Origin of the sequence: Pseudoalteromonas sp. D15MCD-2, assembly GCF_038562745.1 — a bacterium.
Lineage (GTDB): Bacteria > Pseudomonadota > Gammaproteobacteria > Enterobacterales > Alteromonadaceae > Pseudoalteromonas.
The window spans coordinates 899,018-917,863 of the sequence record NZ_JBCFQE010000002.1 but is presented as its reverse complement, the minus strand read 5'-3'; the positions used below and the strand labels follow the sequence as shown (position 1 = coordinate 917,863).

14 protein-coding genes are annotated in these 18,846 nt (G+C 41.1%); 6 read left to right on the top strand and 8 right to left on the bottom strand.

Annotated features, from left to right (window positions below):
• The coding region (gene gtfA, locus AADY36_RS20805; RefSeq protein WP_342409648.1) for a sucrose phosphorylase at positions 1–1,258 on the top strand (1,258 nt) is incomplete at its 5' end.
• Here gtfA and AADY36_RS20800 read toward each other — a convergent pair.
• On the bottom strand, positions 1,255–2,286 hold the full coding sequence (locus AADY36_RS20800; RefSeq protein WP_055021617.1) for a LacI family DNA-binding transcriptional regulator: 1,032 nt from the start codon (positions 2,284–2,286) through the stop codon (positions 1,255–1,257). The two genes, gtfA and AADY36_RS20800, sit on opposite strands and share 4 nt — an antisense overlap.
• A gap of 129 nt (positions 2,287–2,415) precedes the next feature.
• Here AADY36_RS20800 and AADY36_RS20795 point away from each other — a divergent pair, with 129 nt between their 5' ends.
• The gene (locus tag AADY36_RS20795; protein ID WP_054562518.1) at positions 2,416–3,087 is read left to right on the top strand and encodes a YoaK family protein; all 672 of its coding nucleotides are present in this window, start codon (positions 2,416–2,418) and stop codon (positions 3,085–3,087) included.
• On the opposite strand, the gene AADY36_RS20790 is transcribed toward AADY36_RS20795, so the two are convergent.
• Complete coding sequence (locus AADY36_RS20790) at positions 3,077–3,985, bottom strand: AraC family transcriptional regulator (protein WP_285221001.1); 909 nt, start codon at positions 3,983–3,985, stop codon at positions 3,077–3,079. The genes AADY36_RS20795 and AADY36_RS20790 overlap by 11 nt on opposite strands.
• Before the next feature lie 177 nt (positions 3,986–4,162).
• Between AADY36_RS20790 and exaC the strand changes: the two genes are divergently transcribed.
• The 3 genes from exaC to AADY36_RS20775 all read left to right on the top strand — a co-directional run bounded on the left by exaC (position 4,163) and on the right by AADY36_RS20775 (position 8,383).
• Positions 4,163–5,683: an acetaldehyde dehydrogenase ExaC gene (gene exaC / locus AADY36_RS20785; RefSeq protein WP_054554003.1), complete on the top strand. Its 1,521-nt coding sequence runs from the start codon at positions 4,163–4,165 to the stop codon at positions 5,681–5,683.
• A 138-nt stretch (positions 5,684–5,821) separates the two neighbouring features.
• On the top strand, positions 5,822–6,307 hold the full coding sequence (locus AADY36_RS20780; protein WP_342409647.1) for an arsinothricin resistance N-acetyltransferase ArsN1 family B: 486 nt from the start codon (positions 5,822–5,824) through the stop codon (positions 6,305–6,307).
• 591 nt (positions 6,308–6,898) lie between these two features.
• The gene (locus AADY36_RS20775; protein WP_342409646.1) at positions 6,899–8,383 is read left to right on the top strand and encodes a S41 family peptidase; all 1,485 of its coding nucleotides are present in this window, start codon (positions 6,899–6,901) and stop codon (positions 8,381–8,383) included.
• 100 nt (positions 8,384–8,483) lie between these two features.
• Here AADY36_RS20775 and AADY36_RS20770 read toward each other — a convergent pair whose 3' ends face one another.
• The 4 genes from AADY36_RS20770 to AADY36_RS20755 all read right to left on the bottom strand — a co-directional run bounded on the left by AADY36_RS20770 (position 8,484) and on the right by AADY36_RS20755 (position 13,142).
• Positions 8,484–8,945: a hypothetical protein gene (locus tag AADY36_RS20770; protein ID WP_054562515.1), complete on the bottom strand. Its 462-nt coding sequence runs from the start codon at positions 8,943–8,945 to the stop codon at positions 8,484–8,486.
• 142 nt (positions 8,946–9,087) lie between these two features.
• A complete protein-coding gene (locus tag AADY36_RS20765) occupies positions 9,088–11,055 on the bottom strand; it encodes an alkyl/aryl-sulfatase (protein WP_239963724.1) in 1,968 nt (655 codons plus the stop codon).
• 87 nt (positions 11,056–11,142) lie between these two features.
• Positions 11,143–12,312, bottom strand: a complete 1,170-nt coding sequence (locus tag AADY36_RS20760; protein ID WP_235575485.1) for a BamA/TamA family outer membrane protein — start codon at positions 12,310–12,312, stop codon at positions 11,143–11,145.
• A gap of 38 nt (positions 12,313–12,350) precedes the next feature.
• Positions 12,351–13,142 (bottom strand): hypothetical protein, encoded by a 792-nt coding sequence (locus tag AADY36_RS20755; protein WP_095209692.1) that lies wholly within the window; start codon positions 13,140–13,142, stop codon positions 12,351–12,353.
• Positions 13,143–13,528: 386 nt separating this feature from the next.
• On the opposite strand from AADY36_RS20755, the gene AADY36_RS20750 reads away from it, so the two are divergent.
• The gene (locus AADY36_RS20750; protein ID WP_054562514.1) at positions 13,529–15,025 is read left to right on the top strand and encodes an arylsulfatase; all 1,497 of its coding nucleotides are present in this window, start codon (positions 13,529–13,531) and stop codon (positions 15,023–15,025) included.
• A gap of 52 nt (positions 15,026–15,077) precedes the next feature.
• Here the strand turns inward: AADY36_RS20750 and AADY36_RS20745 are convergent, their stop codons facing one another.
• Both AADY36_RS20745 and AADY36_RS20740 read right to left on the bottom strand, forming a co-directional pair.
• Positions 15,078–17,318, bottom strand: a complete 2,241-nt coding sequence (locus tag AADY36_RS20745; RefSeq protein WP_342409662.1) for a tetratricopeptide repeat protein — start codon at positions 17,316–17,318, stop codon at positions 15,078–15,080.
• A gap of 154 nt (positions 17,319–17,472) precedes the next feature.
• Positions 17,473–18,699, bottom strand: a complete 1,227-nt coding sequence (locus tag AADY36_RS20740) for a threonine/serine ThrE exporter family protein (protein ID WP_082401625.1) — start codon at positions 18,697–18,699, stop codon at positions 17,473–17,475.
• Between the last annotated feature and the right edge of the window lie 147 nt (positions 18,700–18,846).

Here is an 18,846-nt window from a genome sequence, read left to right as displayed (position 1 = left end):
TAACGTGCTTGGTGCAAACTATGACCTTATGGCTGACTTAATTGTTAACCACGTTTCAGCACAATCTTTCCAATTTAAAGATGTACTCGCTAAAGGCAAGCAATCTGAATTTTGGGATTTATTTTTAACTAAAGACGATGTATTCCCAAATGGCATGTCTGAGGTTGAGCAACAAGCGATTTACCGTCCGCGTCCGGGTAGCTGCTTTACACCTATTGCGTGTGGTGATGGCCAAACCTATGATTTTTGGACCACATTTACCGATAACCAAATTGATATTAATGTGAAATCAACGGCGGGTATCGAGTATTTAAATACGGTGCTTGGCAAGTTTGCTGATAATAATGTCAATATTATTCGTTTAGATGCGGCAGGCTATGCGATTAAAGAAGCTGGCACAAACTGCTTTATGTTGGATGAAACTTTTGAGTATTTAAATAAGCTTTCGGCACAAGCTAATGAAGCGGGTATGGAAACCATTGCCGAGATCCACAGCCATTTCCAGACTCAGGTTGAAGTCGCAAAGCGTGTAAATATGGTTTATGACTTTGCTTTACCACCCCTTATTTTACACAGCTTGTTTAGCAATGATGCGCAAGCTTTACTGAATTGGCTAACCATTTCGCCGCGAAACTGTTTAACGGTACTTGATACCCATGATGGCATTGGCATCATTGACGCAGGCCCAATGGGTGATAAACCGGGTCTATTAAATGCAGCAGAAATTGATAACTTGGTTGAAACCATTCATGAAAAGAGTGAAGGGCAAAGCCGCCTAGCAACTGGTGCAGCAGCAAGTAATGTCGATTTATATCAAGTTAACTGCACATATTACAATGCATTGGGTGCAGATGACTTTGATTACTTATTAGCGCGTGCGATTCAGTTCTTCGCGCCAGGTATTCCACAAGTTTATTATGGTGGCCTATTCGCTTGTGAAAACGATATGGAATTATTGGCCCGCACCAATGTAGGTCGTGATATCAATCGCCCTTACTTAAATGCGCAAGACATTGATGCTGCGCTTGCTAAACCTGTGGTGAAAGGGTTGATTAAGCTGATTCAATTACGTAATGAGCATCCAGCATTTAACGGTGAGTTTATTGCGAAAGGTGAAGGCAGTGTGTGTCGTTTAAGCTGGCATGATGATACCAGCTCAATCGAGTTAAAAGTTGACTTCGCTAGCCGCGAAGTGATCATTGTTGATCACCGAGACGGCGAACAGAACATTGTTGATTTGGCTGACTTTTTAGCTTAACTACTTTGACCCAATTGCAGTTGATAGTCGATTTCGGCTGTTTGCTGCTCTTTCGATAGAAACAAGGTCGCAGCAATGCGGCCTTTTTCTTCGCTATTTTGATGGACAGTTGTGAGTTTTGGCACAAATCGTTGGCCTTCATCTATGCCATCAAAACCAACAATTCTGACATCTTCAGGAATTGATAAGCCCATTTTTAATGCTTCGCGCATGGCGGCAAGGGCGATTAAATCACTCATGCACAACAACACATTTGGTCTTGGTGTGCTGCTAAGCGCTTCTTTGGCGGCAATGCTGGCAAAGCGTTCACTGCTTTCTGGAATATTCCATGTTCTATCATCACCGAGGGTGATGCCAGCATCGCTGATTGCTTGGTGATAACCGCGCAGTCGTTGATGAGCAATCGACTGACCTGCTTCAAATTCATGATGTTCGTATACTCGGCATAATACGTCGTTATCGAGTAAGCGCAGGCCTAAAATAGCAACCCGATCATCATTTTTGTGCAGTGCATGTTTGGCAATATCAAAGCTGGCTTGTTGGTTGTTTACGTTTACTGAGGCATCGCGACCGATGTTAAAGTCAACCGTCACCACATGCTTAGCAACCTGTTTTAACTGTTCTACAAGTTGTTTATTACGAGGACGACCATAACAAATAAAGCCATCAACAAAATCGACCACGCTATTAAGGTTATCGTTGTTACCTGAAAATAATAAAAGATTAATGCCATTTTTTTCGAGCACCGCCGATACACCGCGCATAAAGCTGCTAGCAACCGGATCTGATACCATATATTCAACGCTGTCTGGCAATACTAAAGCAACAATATTAAAGGTGCCTCGGCGTAATGACTGCGCCGCCTTGTTTGGGCCAAAATAGCCGAGCTTTTTACAGGCCGCCAAAATTTCTTCGCGGCGTGCTTTCGATAATTGATCAGGACGATTAAAGGCATTTGATACGGTGGCATTTGAAACGCCTAACTCTTTGGCAATACTTTTTAGCGTCCAAGTTTTTGGCTTTGTCATTGTAGGTTCTTAATCGATTTACTTAATGGTAAATTACCATATAAAGAGTCGAAAAAAAGTGTTTTTAGTCATAAAAATAGGCGTACCATAAAAGAATGAGTACGAGTGTGAGAATAAGGCGAATAGTGAGTGATTTCTAAGTTACCAAAATGGGTTGAGATTGGCGCATTTATTTTGGCGCTGGTGGCTGGGTGTGTGAATGCGGTTGGTTTACTTAGCTTTGAACATCAAGCGGTATCGCATTTATCAGGAACTGCAACCTTGCTTGGCGCAGATCTCATGCATGGCAATAGCCTTGATGCTTTACATTTATTAGGTGTATTACTGTCATTTTTAGTTGGGTCTGGTATTGCTGGGTTCTTGCTGCATAGTTCAGCACTTAAACTAGGTCGTCATTACGACACGGCATTATTGATTGAAGCAGGGCTTTTACTGGGCGCACTTTGGTTATTGTTTAATGGCTCGGGTTACGGGCACTTTTTAGCCTCTGCGGCATGTGGTTTACAAAACGCCTTAGCAACAACTTACAGTGGTGCAATTGTTCGTACCACTCATGTAACGGGGATCTTCACTGATTTAGGTATTATGTTTGGTCGCGTTTTACGTGGCGAGGCACTTGATAAACGTAAGGCTAAACTGTTTGGCCTAATCATTTTAGGGTTTATTTTTGGCGGCTTAGCAGGGGCATGGTTATTTGCAAAAATGAGCTTTGCGGCGCTTTATGTGCCAAGTGCTATTTGTATTTTACTTGCCTTGACCTATCGTGTTTATTCTCATCGCAATCCAGAACTTAATGGTTAGCGATACTTTTAGGTGTTGCGCCAAAGGTTTGTTTAAACACTCGGCTAAAATGGCTTGGGTTATTAAAGCCTAATTGGTAACAAACTTGGCTAATCGCCTCCCCTTTTTCGAGCAGTTTATACGCTTTTTGTAAGCGTAATTGTTGTTGCCAAAGAGCGGGCGTAACACCAAAGGCTAACTTAAATTGCTGATAAAATTTACTGCGGCTCATACAGGCTATCTTACATAACACATCGATATCAATATTCTCAGCAAGATGCTGTTCTATATAACTTACTACATGGCTTAATGGGGTTGCGAGCTTGCCTTGCTTACAACTTGCTATCATTAAATCTCGGCTTTGCTGCTGTAACAGACGGGTTATGAGTTCATTGAGCGATAAATCAATTAAATAATCGCGGTGTTGCTCATTTTCACTAAATAGGGTGATCATGCGCTCAAGCAGTTGTTGAGTTTGCGGATTATGCTGGGCGTGCACTAACTTGGCTTGATATTGGAAAAAGTCATCCTGGGTAATTTGCTGGTTAAAATTTAGAGCATCAACTACTTGGCTTATTTTATCGGTACTGATTTCAATCGCTAAACAGGTTGTTGGTTGATTGAGAGATGCATTGGGAAAGTCGATTAGCACCCCTTGTTCTGGGGCAAGTACAAATGATTGGTTTGGTAAAAACTCTTCATGATAATCACTGTCGGCAACATGCATGATTTTTTTACCGCTGATCATGCCACAAAATAATAATTCAGTGGAATGTAAGGCCACTTTTTGGGCATCTAAATAGGTGTCGTAAATACTTAATTCGGCATGTTCGCCCGCAAAACTGACTTTATTTTCAATAAGCACATCAATACGTTGTCGTTTTTTATCTAAACTTCTGTTACTAACTGATGTGTTCATTGTTGCCTCGCTGTCGTCCTAAATTCTGGACAAATAGTCAAAAAGTCTGGACTAGGAATCAAGTGTGTTTTCAGTAACTGAGCTAACTTCAATTGTTAGCGGTTCATTAAACAATAACCTACCGCATAATTTAGTCAATGCTAAATAAAACACAACAATTTGAAGAGAGAACACATTATGATTTATGCAAATCCAGGTAGTGAAGGCGCAAAAGTTAACTTTAAAGCGCAGTATGAGAATTATATTGGTGGCCAATGGGTTGCCCCTGTAAAAGGAGAATACTTTGAAAACATTAGCCCAGTAAACGGTAAAGTGTTTTGTAAAGTACCTCGTTCATCAAAAGAAGATATCGAACTGGCACTTGATAAAGCCCACGATGCAAAAGCGGCATGGGGAACAACGTCAGTCACCGAGCGTAGCAATATCTTATTAAAAATTGCCGATCGTATTGAACAAAATCTAGAAATGCTGGCAGTGGCCGAAACCTGGGATAACGGTAAAGCAATTCGTGAAACACTTGCAGCAGACGTGCCATTAGCGGCTGATCATTTTCGCTATTTTGCAGGCTGTGTGCGCGCGCAAGAAGGCTCAATCGGTGAGATAGACGAAACCACCGTTGCTTATCATTTTCATGAGCCACTAGGTGTAGTAGGGCAAATTATTCCTTGGAACTTTCCATTGTTGATGGCTGCGTGGAAACTTGCGCCAGCCCTTGCTGCCGGTAACTGTATTGTTTTAAAACCAGCTGAACAAACGCCTACGTCTATATTAGTGCTGCTTGAGGTGATTGGTGACTTATTGCCTGCAGGTGTTCTAAATGTGGTAAACGGCTATGGTAAAGAAGCGGGCGAAGCGCTGGCAACCAGTACTCGAATTGCGAAGATTGCCTTTACAGGTTCAACGCCAGTGGGTTCACATATCTTAAAATGTGCTGCTGATAATATTATTCCTTCGACGGTCGAGCTAGGTGGTAAATCGCCAAATATCTTCTTCAACGATGTAATGGAAAAAGACGATGAATTTTTGAGTAAAGCGATTGAAGGAGCCGTACTTGCGTACTTCAACCAAGGTGAAGTGTGTACATGTCCATCGCGTTTATTTATTCAAGAAGATATTTACGAGCAATTTATTGAGCGTGTTCTTGCCCGAACTCTACAAATTAAACGGGGTAACCCACTTGATACTGAAACCATGGTGGGTGCTCAAGCATCACAAGCTCAGTTTGATAAGATCCTAAGCTACATCGAAATTGGTAAACAAGAAGGGGCCGAAGTGCTTGCGGGCGGCGAAGTCGAACAACTGTCTGATGAGTTTAACGGCGGTTACTACATTCAACCAACACTGTTAAAAGGCACTAACGACATGCGTGTGTTCCAAGAAGAGATTTTTGGGCCGGTAATTTCAATGTCGACTTTTAAAGATGAAGACGAAGCGTTAGCACTTGCTAATAGCTCTGAGTTTGGCTTAGGGGCAGGTGTGTGGAGTCGAAACATGAACCGTGCTTATCACTTTGGTCGTAAGATTGAAGCGGGCCGTGTTTGGACCAACTGCTATCATATGTACCCAGCACACGCTGCGTTTGGCGGTTATAAAAAGTCAGGCATAGGCCGCGAAACACATAAACTCGCCCTTGATCATTACCAACAAACTAAAAACCTATTAGTAAGTTACAGTGAGAATCCACTGGGCTTCTTTTAAAAGCAATTTCTTATTGTTGTCGAAACTACCCAAACGCCACATCTAGTGGCGTTTTTATTTTGCGTATATGTATTTCCAAACTTGCTTTTCTGTTATTAATTAACCAATTAATTAATGTTGAGTAAGGAATTTTCAATCATGATCAGAAATGTAAGGATTGAAGATAGTGATGCCATTGCTGCAATTTACAATCACTATGTTGTTAATAGTACGGTGACATTTGAAGTTGAGGCAATCACAGGTACTGAAATAGCCAAGCGAATACAGGCTAATCTTGATGCTGACTTACCTTGGTTGATTGCTGAAGCTGAAGGTAATGTCATTGGATATTGTTATGCAACACCTTGGAAAGCACGAAAAGCTTACCAACACTCAGTGGAAATCTCGGTTTATTTAGATGCTGATAGTCATACAAAGGGGATTGGCACCCAACTTTACGCCACTCTATTTACTCAGTTAAAAACGCAAAATGTACATGCTGTTATGGCAGGCATTGCATTACCTAATGAAGCAAGTATCGCCTTGCATGAGAAGCATAATATGCAAAAAGTCGCGCATTTTAAGCAAGTTGGTAAAAAGTTCGGGCAGTGGATTGATGTAGCGTATTGGCAAGTCATTTTATAACGGGCATAAAAAAGCCCGGCGAACACACAAGCCAGGCTTTTCGACAACAATTTGGTTGAGTCACCGCAAGTGCAGTGACTCGGAATAAAAAAGCTTAGAGAACACACAAACTAAGCTTTTGACAACAATGTGGTTGAGTTACCGCAAGTGCAGTAACTCGGAATAAAAAAGCTTAGAGAACACACAAACTAAGCTTTTGACAACAATGTGGTTGAGTTACCGCGTGTGCAGTAACTCAGAATAAAAAAGCTTAGAGAACACACAAGCTAAGCTTTTGACAACAATTTGGTTGAGTTACCGCGTGCGCAGTAACTCGGTATATAAAAAGCCCAGAGAACACACAAACTAGACTTTTTGTGACAACAATTCGGTTAGCGCAAACACTATCAATGGTGTGAAGCTGTTTAGCTTAAAAGCGCTGATGAGTTAACTTTAGAGTAATCCCTCTAAATCGACAAACGATTAAAATAAACCTGATAGATGAATTTTTTTAATCTATTCACATGTGAAGTCCTTTTTATTGCCATAACAATGCCTTAGTGATTAAATAGGGTGTTTTTTAAACATAATAATTATTTAAAATGGATTTTTATGAAACGCTTGACGCTTTACTTATCACTCACCTTTACAGCTCTAAACTTTAGCCCTTTTGGTGTGAATCTATGTCGCGCCGATGAGGGTCGTACAGTCACTCATTCTGAAATTAATTGGTCTGAACTTGCTATAAAAGATGTTGAAGCGGCTTATCGGTTATCGCTTATCAATCACCCTGGTATGCATGATGTACGTAATCCAGGCTTTGCTAAACAGCTTGAAAAAGCAAAGCAAGAAGGCTTAAAGCTGGCTGTAAAAGCGCATAGTTCACAAGGTTTTGCTGCGGCTATTGCACGTTTTAGAACTGTTCTACAAGATGGTCATGCAGGAGCGGTTGATACCCTACCTAGAGAACTAAAGCCACAAAGAAGTTGGCCGGGCTTTTCAACAGTTTGGCGGGGGGATGCGTTGCAAGTGTATTACAGTGAATTAGATACGGTTGCCAAAGGCGATAAGCTCGTAAGCTGTGATAATACAGCAATTAATACTTTGCTAGTTGAGCGTGTTTTTCGCTATTACGGCGAAGTAGAACAACCCGGTAGTTGGTGGAACCATGGCTGGCGACTAACGGTTGATGATGGAAACCCGTTTTTGTCGCCACTTGAAAGCTGCACGTTTGAAAAAGCTGACGGCTCTACTTACAGCTTAAAGTTAAACTGGCGTATTAGGCCTGATAGTGTCAAAGAAAAACTTAAAAATGCTTACAACGGCGATAAGTTACCAATCGAACTTAATTGGCCTTTAAAGGATATTGCTTGGATCAGTATGCCAACGTATGCACCCAATGAGCAGCAACAAGCAGATTACCAAACGATGCTGAGCGCCATTGAACAGCAACATGATAAGTTAATGCAAGCTAAAGCTGTGGTACTTGATCTTCGCCATAATCAAGGTGGCTCATCGATGTGGAGTGAGCAAATAGCCTCAGCACTTTGGGGCAGTGAACAATTTAAATATGGCCGCTATAAGTTACACAAAAATACCCAAGTGTGGTGGCGAACTTCTAAAGGTAATACTGACTATTTTGGCGATGTAGTCGCAAGCTATGATACGGCTAGCCCTTGGTATCAATGGTTAAAGACAACCCACGAAAGTATGCTGGCGGCTTATGATAAGGGTGAACAATTTTATGTCGAGGTAGCCTCAGCAGAGCAACAAGCAATGCCAAAAAACGCCAGTCAGTTTACTACACCCGTTTATGTGATTGTGCCAGGGCAATGTGCCAGCGCTTGTCTAGATGCACTGGATAGTTTTAAGCTGTTTGCAAACACACAATTAGTTGGTGCACCAAGTAGTACAGACTCTACCTACATGGAAGTGAGGCTCGAAACCTTACCTTCAGGCTTTGCTAAAGTGATTCTGCCGATAAAGGTCTATGTAAATAGACCACGTGAAAAAGGCTTTTATTATCAACCTGATATTAAATTCAATGAACTTGAATGGACAACTCAAGCGCTTGTTAAAATGATAGCTGAGTTGTAATTAAGCTGTATCTTTAGCTAAGCGTTTGGGAGACCCAGAGGGGAGTTGAAGTGTTGACCTTGCGGGAAGAAGAGCAACACTTTTTAAATTAAATAGTGTGTTAACAGGCTAATTCAGTCACAGGCTCTTCTGCTAACCAGTTAAGGGCCGCTGTTTTTGACTTAAATACATTCATTACCATGCCTGCTCGTTTATATAAATTGCAGTAGGTATCGCTAAGCAAACTACCGCCTTCAAGCCCTTCTTTTATCACTAAAGCTGTTTTGGCCGGTGCGATGCCTTTTCGTCGAAGCTCAACAAAATACACCATTAGTTTTTCAAGCGCCCCTGGTGTTGCCATGCATGAGTTTTCAAACTCAACCAATTCAAACCATTGACCATAATCAGCGCTGAGCTTGTTGATGTAATCTTTTTGCATAAAAGAGTGCGCGTCAATAATCTCTTCGTTGAAAGGCCCAGTAGCAGTCGTTAAAAGCACATGTTCACGTTGATAAAACTCGACAAGCCCATGGGGTTTAAAATCTTTGAATGGATAATGGTTGGTTGATACTTTTTTATGCATCCGTTCAATCCCTGAATATTTATTGAGCTATTGATAATAGCAGTGAAATAAATTAATTCAATCTTTAGGGTTTGGTTTTGATTTTATTCTAATTGTATTTCATTATAAAGAGGCACGGTCACGTGCCTTTTTATTGCATTTGCTAGGGGGTAACGATATTGAACCAGAAATTAAAATTGTCGAGCATGCCAAGAAAATCATCTAAAACTTTCTTGTCGCCAGATATTTCTAATTGACCAGAACTTAAAGCATCATCATAACTTATCTCTTTTAACTGAATGTTATTCATCGTTTTCATAGAGAGCGTGAGTGTGACATCTGCTGACTCTGCTTGTTTAGTCGTATAGTTTAAAACAGCATTTTCTACTGTAATGGTGTAATGTTTATTAATATCAGTAAAGTCAATATTGATACTTAATACTTTACCAGCCGCTTTATCAGCAATAAGTCTTACGGCTAGATAATCAAATAGCATATCTGGAGTCATCGCACGAATTGTATCAGGAGTTGCTGTTTGTGTGCCTCCAGTACTTGGCACTCCATTTCTAAGTTCGTACGCTCCTTGTAAATAGACTGAACGCCATGGCCCAGACTCTGCTTGATAACCTAATTGTTCGAGAGTATCAGCAAGTAACTCTTTAGATGCTTTGCTACTTGGGTTAGCGAATACTGCATGCTTCATAACTTCTGCAACCCAGCGGTAATCACCTTTATCAAATGACTTTTGAGCTTTTTTGAGAACAGCTTGCTCTCCACCCATAAACTCCATGTATTTTTGAGCAACAGCTTCTTGAGGAAGATTGTTGAGATCAGATGGATTGCCGTTATACCAGCCCATGTAGCGCTGATAAACAGCTCGACTATTATGGCGTAATGTGCCGTAGTAACCTCGAGTAGCCCAGTTATTTTCAAGCTCTGGAGGTAAAGTGATCATCTCAGAAATTTCCTCACCATTGTAACCTTGATTCATTAACCGTACGGATTGATCATGTGTGAACTTGTATATATCTCGTTGTTTCTTGAAGTAAGGCAGGATCCTTCCATTATCCCATAAAGGCCAATGGTGTGATTGAAATTTAACTGTTACTTTATCACCATAACGCTCAATAGTTTCATTTAAAAAACTTGACCACTTCAGAGCATCACGAACTTGAGCCCCCCGTAGTGTTAAAATGTTATGCATCGTATTTGTGGTATTTTCAGCCATCCATAAAGCGTTCCATTGAGGAAACCATGTATTCATTTCGGCTGGTGCTTCAGTTCCGGGCGTCATTTGGAATTCCATTTTCACACCATCAACAGTAACAACGTCACCTGTTTTACTAATTTCTTTGGTAGGTAATAGCAAGCCTGCAAGCCCTGTTGAAGTAGTCATTCCAAGACCTCCACTTAGGCCACCTCTGGGATCTCTTGGCAATAATGCGCCATACATAAATACAGCTCTACGACTCATTGCGTTACCTGCAATTACGTTCTCAGACACAGCATGTTCTGTAAAATGCTCTGGTGCAAGAATCTCGACCTTACCTTGTGCCACATCCTCCCGAGTTACAAGCCCTGGTGCTCCACCATAGTGGTCTATGTGACTATGACTATAGACGATGCCTGTTACAGGTCTTTTTCCTAATTCTTTATTAATTAGATCCAGTGCTGCTTTAGCTGTTTCAGGGGAGATTAGCGGATCAAAAACGATCCAGCCCTTTTTACCTTTAACAAAAGTGATATTTGAAAGGTCGTATCCTCGTACTTGGTAAATGTTTTTGGTTACTTCAAATAAACCATACTGCATCAAGAGTTGAGAGTTTCGCCATAGACTTGGGTTAACAGTATCTGGTGCTGCTTTATCAAGTTGTACAAATTTTTTATACTGCTCTAGATCCCAAACTACAGTGCCATCATCTGATTTTATAGTTAAGGTGTCGGGCTTTGTTATAAAGCCTCTTTGTGCATCTTTGAAGTCTTGAGTGTCATTAAAAGGCAGGCTTTTTAATACGTTAGCATTAGCTTGTTTAGTATATTCTGTGGCCGGTTTTGAGGCCGTATTAGCACTTAACTGCGATACAAAAACTAGTGTCAATACAGCAAAACCAAATTTTGCTATATTATTCATGATTATCCTTATAAAGTTATCGGCACTCTTAACACTAGAATAAAATGGGAACAAATCAAGGTGAGCTATTAAAAAAGTATTATAATCTTACCAAGTAGAACCCGCCTGAATGTAAATTGCGTTTTGTTCAGGGCCATGGGCTACATCTAAGCCAATACTAATTCCGTAATGTTCATCAATTAAATAGCGAAAGCCTGCACCTACAGTATCAATGGTTTCAGCTTTCGATAAGTCAGAAAAGTTATCGGCTGCCCAGCCCATACCAGTAAACACATTGAGCTTTATTTTGTGAGTGATTTTATAGCTCGCTTCTGCTTCGGTAACAAATACATCGAGACCTTGATAGCGAGTTGCAGACACACCGCGAAGGCTAATACTTGGCGGAATATAAACCGGTAAGCGCTTTTCACCACGGTTGTTAACTGAGTCATACTGCATGCGCAGGGCAAAGTTGAATTTATCGGTGTAACGCCAGTAATTTAAGGCGGTAAGCTTTAGACTGGTGTAATCAACCTTACTGCCAATAGCTTCATCATAATATAAATACTCAGCCTTGTAGTTAAAGCCTCGCTCAGGGTTTAGGGGGTTATCTCGGCTATCGTATTCTATTAATGGGCCAATACCTGACGTATTTACATCAAGTGAAAGGTGGTCTTTGATAATATCGTTTTCGAGCAGAAAATCTTCGATAGGGTTTTCGGCTAAGCTTATTTCTACCTTACGATAAATCTGTTTAAAGCCGTAAAAGAAGTTACTGTCGTCATAGCGCAACTTAAGGTTTTGAAACACCGCTGGGCCTTCAATATTCAACGACAATGGTGTGAGTAGCTTGATCTCGTCGAAGGTATAAAAATCAAGGTTTATACTCGCCCAGCCAACAATCCCTTGATAGCGAATACGGTCTTCATCCCAAAAGGTAATGTGGCCAACAGCACCGCCTTTGGTGCCATTTTTAGTGCCCATTAGGCCCACTAAACTAATGCTTTGTGGTAGGGTAGAGCCTTCTTTTTTCTTCTTTTTGGCCTTCTTTTCGTTGTCATGAAAAAAAAGGCCAACAACACCAAGCCCAGGCCCTACAGCTGGCTCTGTAATAAAAGTCGGTATGGGTAAAAATGAAATCGGTTCATCAACTTTTTGTTGTTGATTACTTAATTGCTGTTCTGCAGGTTTTATTGCATATTCATCGTAACTTGATGCAAAGCTTTGTGTGCTTAGCAAACTTGCTGTAAGCATATTTATTAGTACAACTTTTTTCACTTAATCCCTTACCTTGTTGTTTCTTGTTACTTCAAATTTTATAGCTGATAATTAAATTCGAGACGATGATCGCCATCCATAAAGTCAACGTTTTCATTCCAGTTTGCGAAATAGCGTAGATTCATACGCGGGTTAATTTGGTAACTTGCTGCAAATTCATGAGTCAAAATATGGCTTTGGTTTAGACCGTAGTAGTGATCTTTATAGTTATCGCTACCGCCGATAGTTGTTAGCCAAAATGGATTGTAGTTAAGCCAAATTTTATCGTTAATGGTTATTTTTGCGTACATACCGACTAAACCATAAGCACCCATAATGGAATAACCGCTGTCACGACTGCCGTCATCTTCTAGGGTATTTTCACCGAGTGATGCACCCACCCCAGCTAACGGGTAAAACGTAAAGCGCCCCATAGGTTTTAAAGCTTTTATAAAGCTATAAGAAACATCCATACTTTCGTCAGCGACAAGGTTGGCATTAAGGTTATAGTTAGCATCAATTTGCGTTGCGATTGTAGTGGTTAGGTCAACTGAGAAATTACGAAAGCGAAAAGAATCAATAGAATCTGTCGTTTTGCTGTCGCTTTCCCAGCCTAGCGCATCGCCATATATGCCTTTTACTTCAAAAACATTCATACCAGCAGTGGTTGCGATACCTGTATCGTATGCTTGGCCAACTTTAAAGTTGAGCCCTTTGTTTGTAACACCGACTCCTGCTTGTGTATAAACAGCCAGAGGATCTGACATATCCTGTACTTCTTTTTGCTCAGCCGCATGGCTTGAAGCAGCAATCATAAGTGCTAGTAAAGAGGGTAACCGAAGAGAAGTCATGTGTTTTCCTTACACAAAAGGTTGAATAATAAATGTTTAGTTTATTTAAGTTGAATTTAGATACTTTTGGCTTAATAAATATTCGACTTCAGCCTCTAAAGAGGCATCAATTTATTCCTTCCTAAAATAAAAATAGCATAAAAATAGTGACAAAGGCGAGCATAAAAAGCGAACAGGCCTCAGTAAATAAAACGTTGCTATCAAAAAGCACTTAAGTATTGTTTTACTATTGTTTTTCAGTTGTTTAATACAATTGTGTGATTTTTGTGTAAATTTGATTTAAATCGTTTTTGCCGTTTTTAGAGACTAGACTGGGTTGTTTTTTAATCTATACTAAAAGGTGCTTATCAAGAGCAAATGGTACTATTAATGAAAAGGGATGATTTATGAAAAAACTAATAGCGGCGGCTATTTGTGGTTTAGTTTCAACGGTAAGCTTAGCTGCAGATAAACCAAACGTATTAGCCATAATGGTTGATGACGTTGCGCCAATCTCACTCAGTGCATATTCGCATGGTATGACCTACCCAACCCCTAATATTGATCGCATTGCTAACGAAGGTGCATTGTTTACAGACCACTATGCACAACCTAGTTGTACAGCGGGTCGTGCTGCGTTTTTAATGGGGCAATTACCAATTCGAACAGGCCTAACAACGGTAGGCCAACCGGGTAACCCACTAGGTATTAAAGAAGCCGATCCTACCTTAGCTGAATTTTTAAAAGATCGCGGTTATATGACTGCGCAATTTGGTAAAAACCACTTAGGTGATTTAGATGAGCACTTACCAACAAAGCATGGCTTTGACGAATTTTACGGTAACTTGTACCACCTCAATGTATCTGAAGAGCCAGAACAAGCGGATTACCCAAAAGATCCTGAGTTTGTGAAAAAATTTGGCCCACGTGGTGTTATTGAATCTTACGCCAATGGAAAAATCATCGATACTGGCCCGCTTACTCGCAAACGTATGGAAACCTTTGACGAAGAAGTGTTAGAGCGCTCACTTAATTTTATGGAACGTGCAGTTAAAGCCAAAAAGCCATTCTTTATTTGGCATGCAACGAGCCGTATGCATGTTTACACTCACTTAAAACCAGAAAGCCGTCATTTAGCGACGGGCATTAGCTCTGAAGAAGACGTATTTGGTAGTGGTTTAATGGAGCATGATGGCCACGTAGGCAAATTGCTTGATAAACTTGATGAGCTAAAAATTGCTGATAACACCATAGTTATTTACACCAGTGATAATGGCCCTGAGCAATCAAGCTGGCCTGATGCGGGTACAACTGAGTTCCGCGGTGAAAAAATGACAACCTGGGAAGGGGGCGTGCGTGTGCCTTTCTTAGTTCGTTGGCCAAACAAAATACCTAAAGGCTTAAAGCTAAATGGTATTTCTTCACATGAAGATGTTTTCCCAACTGTTGCTGCTGCTCTAGGTGAAAAGAACTTACGAGAAAAACTTAAAAAGTCAGACAAAGTTTATATTGATGGTGAAAACAACCTAGCTTATTGGACAGGTAAGGCGGATAAGTCTGCACGTAATTATTTCTTCTATTACTATGAGTCTCAGCTTACAGCAGTTCGTTTTGGCCCATGGAAAATGCACTTTGCGACTAAACCAAATGGTTTATATTACGAAGACATGGTAACTCACAGCATGCCTAAACTATTTAACTTACGTAAAGATCCATTAGAGCACTATGATGGAGTAACAGGTTTCCACCAAATCATGCGTAAGAGCTGGTTGTTACAGCCAATCATTGCTAAGTTAAACGAACATGTACAATCTTTTGTAGAGTTCCCACCGCGTCAAGAGTCTGCATCTCTTAACGTGAATGAAGCAATCGAAAAAGCAAAATCACTAAACTATGGTCATTAATTATTAACCATAAGTTAAGTTGAAAAGGGCCTACTTGGCCCTTTTTTAATGATTAATGATTAATGCTATTCATCATTTCCAGCTGTTTCACAAACTGCTCAATTTGCTGGTTACCCGGTACCAGGCGGGCTAGGTTTCTGGCATAAAACAGCGCTTGGCTGTAATTCTCTTCTGCTACATACCACTGCGCCAAACTGTAGCTGATATCTGGGTTATTCGGTGTTAGGTTAAAAGCACGCTCAAGGGCTAATATTGCAGCTGGCATATTGCCTAAATCTTGTAATAGCAGGGCGTAGGTAAACTGATAGTTTGCATTTTCTTGTGCGAACTGCGCGGCTTTTTGTAAATGTGTAAGGGCTGTGTCTTTTTGTTTTGTGCGAATAAGGCTCATTGCCAGGGCATAATGAATATCGCCGCTTTGGGCGTTAACGTCTAAGCCTTGTTTTAAAATAGCTTGTGCTGCTTTTTCATCGCCTTGATTTCGGTATAAATCAGCCAAATTGACATAAGCGGGAGCAAAAATAGGCTCAATACTGATTGCTTGTAGGTAATGTGCTTTAGCTTGCGCGGGCTTTTGTAGTGTGAGCGCCAGATTACCTAAATTGGTATGGGAATAGCCACGCTCTGCTTGGTACTCTTGAATGCCTTTATACTCATCAAGGGCTGAATTTAAACGTTTGCTGTCTTGCTCGTTGAGCCCCGTAGGGAACGGTTGAATTAACATACCTGCAAGTGCTCTTGCTGCTTCGGCTCTGATAGGTAAATGCTCATCATCTAAAAGCGGGTTTAATAAGCGCCAGCGCTGGTTAATATCAAAAGGCATGGCCGCTTCAATGGCTGCTTGGCGTTTTAATGGCTCGCTGTCTTTTACTGAGCGAGCAATCGCAACGACAGCGTTGTTATCTGGGCTTGCAGCTAAACGGCTTAATGCTGAAGCGCGAATAATGTCAGGAAAGCCTTTATCTTGCACGATCTTGGTCAGCATGGTTGAGGCATTAGGTAAACGGTTATCGGCGGCATAAAACGCCTCAGAAAAATGCGCAGTGCCAAGGTGTTTTGAATTTGGATGCCAGTCTTTTATTTTGCTAACCGCCCACTGCGGCGTCTTGTCTTCATGGCAGCTATTACAGGCATTTGGAGCATTTGTTTTTAATGTTAAATCTGGGCGTGGTACCCGAAAGCTGTGGTCGCGCCTTGCATCAACTTGCATATAGGTGGTGGCAGGCATATGACAATCAACACATTGGCTACCAGTACTTGCCACTTTATGACCGTGATGTTTCGGCGTATCGAACACCTCTTGGCTGTGACATTGCGTACAAGTTTGATTCCCTGGAAGCTTTAATTTACCCGAATGAGGATTATGGCAGTTACTACAGGTAACCCCCGCGTTGTACATTTTACTTTGTAAAAATGAGCCCCATACATAGTCTTCATCCCACACTTGACCATCAACGTGATAAAGCTCAGGAGTGAGTAAAGAGCCTTGAAAGCGTTGTAAAAAACTATGTGGGTCCTTGCGGTCATCAAGTTGTGAGCGACGAGCATGACAGGTTGCACACATTTGCACTTGCTCGCTTTTTACCAGTGGCTGCACGCTTTGCATACTGCCATCAGCGTGTTGAGTAAACAGTGGGGTTTGCTTTTTAATATTATGGGTAAAGCCCTTATCGGCAATACTGCTATCGCCATCAGCCCATTTTAAATGAGCTTGTGTATCGCCATGGCACGCTTTACAGCTCACGTTAATGCTTGAATAAGTTGAATCAAAGCTATTCGTTTTAAGGTCAAATTGCTTTTTGAAATCTGTTGAATGGCAATCGGCACACATGTGATTCCAGTTTTGGCCTTTTTGAGACCAATGAAATAGGTCGTGTTTTTTCTGCTCAGGGTGCAGTACAAACCAGCGCTGACCGCCGTCTGCTTTACTGCGTGAGTCCCATGCAAATGGAAACAGCTGAATGTGGCCTTGACCCATATCAAACATGTATTGCTGCAATGGCTCATAGCCAAATGTATATAAAACGGGGTAGTCAGTGAGCTTGCCCTCAAGGTTTGGCATGCTTATAAATAGTTGTTGGTCTTGTTGATAAAAGCGCGCTTGCTGGCCTTGATAGTCGAGGGTTTGTTCGTTGAAATTACCAAGCACCGAAGCGGGAGTGGCTTGTTCCATAGCATGAAAATGATGGGATGTTTGCCAGTCTTCAACTTGGCTTTGATGACAGTTCACACACTGAGGTTCTGCAAATGCACTAAATGCGAAAAAGCTGCATAACAGCCAAGCCAATCTCATCACTGAATAAATCCTTTTTATTTTTACCACATGCACTTAGAGTTATATCAGTTTGTTATTGATAAGCAAAGTCAGGTAGGCAAACAGCAGCAATAAAATCAGGGATGTAAGGTGAAATAAAAACAAAAAGCCCGAGAAACTCGGGCTTAGTAAGTTATAAACTTTTTTTCGGTGGCAGCGCGACGTTAGCAAAGATAAGACCCGCTACTAATGACATGAAAATCAAAAATGTTTGCTGGCCAATATGGTCTGCATAAACGAAATCTTGGCCTTCAATAAGTGAGTTCAAGCCAATATAGGTTTTACTACCAGGTACCAATACGATCAGTCCTTGCATAGCTACAATAGAGGCTGGAGCATTGACAACGCGGTTAAACAAGTTACTAAAAACGCCCACGGCTAATGCGCCAACAAATGTGCCTAATGTGTAGTCTAGGTACATGGCTGAACCAATACTTGTGCCATACGCTATAAAGCCAGATGCAATAGACCAAACAGCATGCTTTAGCTTGGTTCTAAAAATCACGATTAGGCTGCTACATAGCATGAATATAGCTAGCCAAGCCGTCCATTTAGGTAAAGGCTCGGGTTGCACAAAGTCACTTTGGCCAAAAATAGCAAAACCAATACCAATACCAATAAAGGCGCCAAAATAGAGCTTAAACAGCAGCATGAATGAGTCCATCACCCGAGCCGTACCAGATACTAAATGTCTTGCCGCTAACTCTGCCAAACCTAGGGCTAACGCTAAGCCGGGTATAAACACAATGATGGCTGAAAGTACCACTAGCCGTATGTTAATTTGGGCATCAATATAGACACTAATAGCACAGGCTATAATCGCCGATACAATGGCTACTAATGGTTCAAGCATATGTGCAACACGTTTAGAGCGTGTTGACCAAAGTACAAATAAATACACCACTAAGGTAATAAGTGCTGACCAAAATACATCATTCCAGCTAGTACCCATCAACATGGCAAATGCACCACCTGAGGTTGCAAACGCAACGCCAGTCATAAATTTATTATATGGGTTTGGCATGGTGTAAATAATATCGAGCTGTTTATCGACTTCTTGTAGCGTCAGCTCACCATTAAGCATTTTGTTTACTAAGTCATCGGTATCTGCCAGCGAGCCTAAGTCATGATCGCCCGGATCTACACGCGCAACATGGGTGTACTCTTCTTCGTGCCCATCTGTCCAAATAACAAATGTCACTGATGTTGGCGACATAACAAAAGATGATTTCAAACCGAGGTAAGTCGCAACTTCCATTAAGTGCGCTTCTAGTCGGTATGCAGGTGTACCGTATTTATGAAGCATTTTGCCAAGCTTCACGATAAATTTTCGTTTTTCAGTAAACGTTGCGGTTTTCAAAGGCGTTTTGAACCAAAGGTTAAATTGTTCAGTTAAGGATAGACCAAAATTCAATAAGATATAGTCTAATAGCTAGGCTATATCGCTTAAATTGACCAGCGCGATTTTAGCGACAAAAGCCGCTATGTCTAGTGTTATTTACGGCAA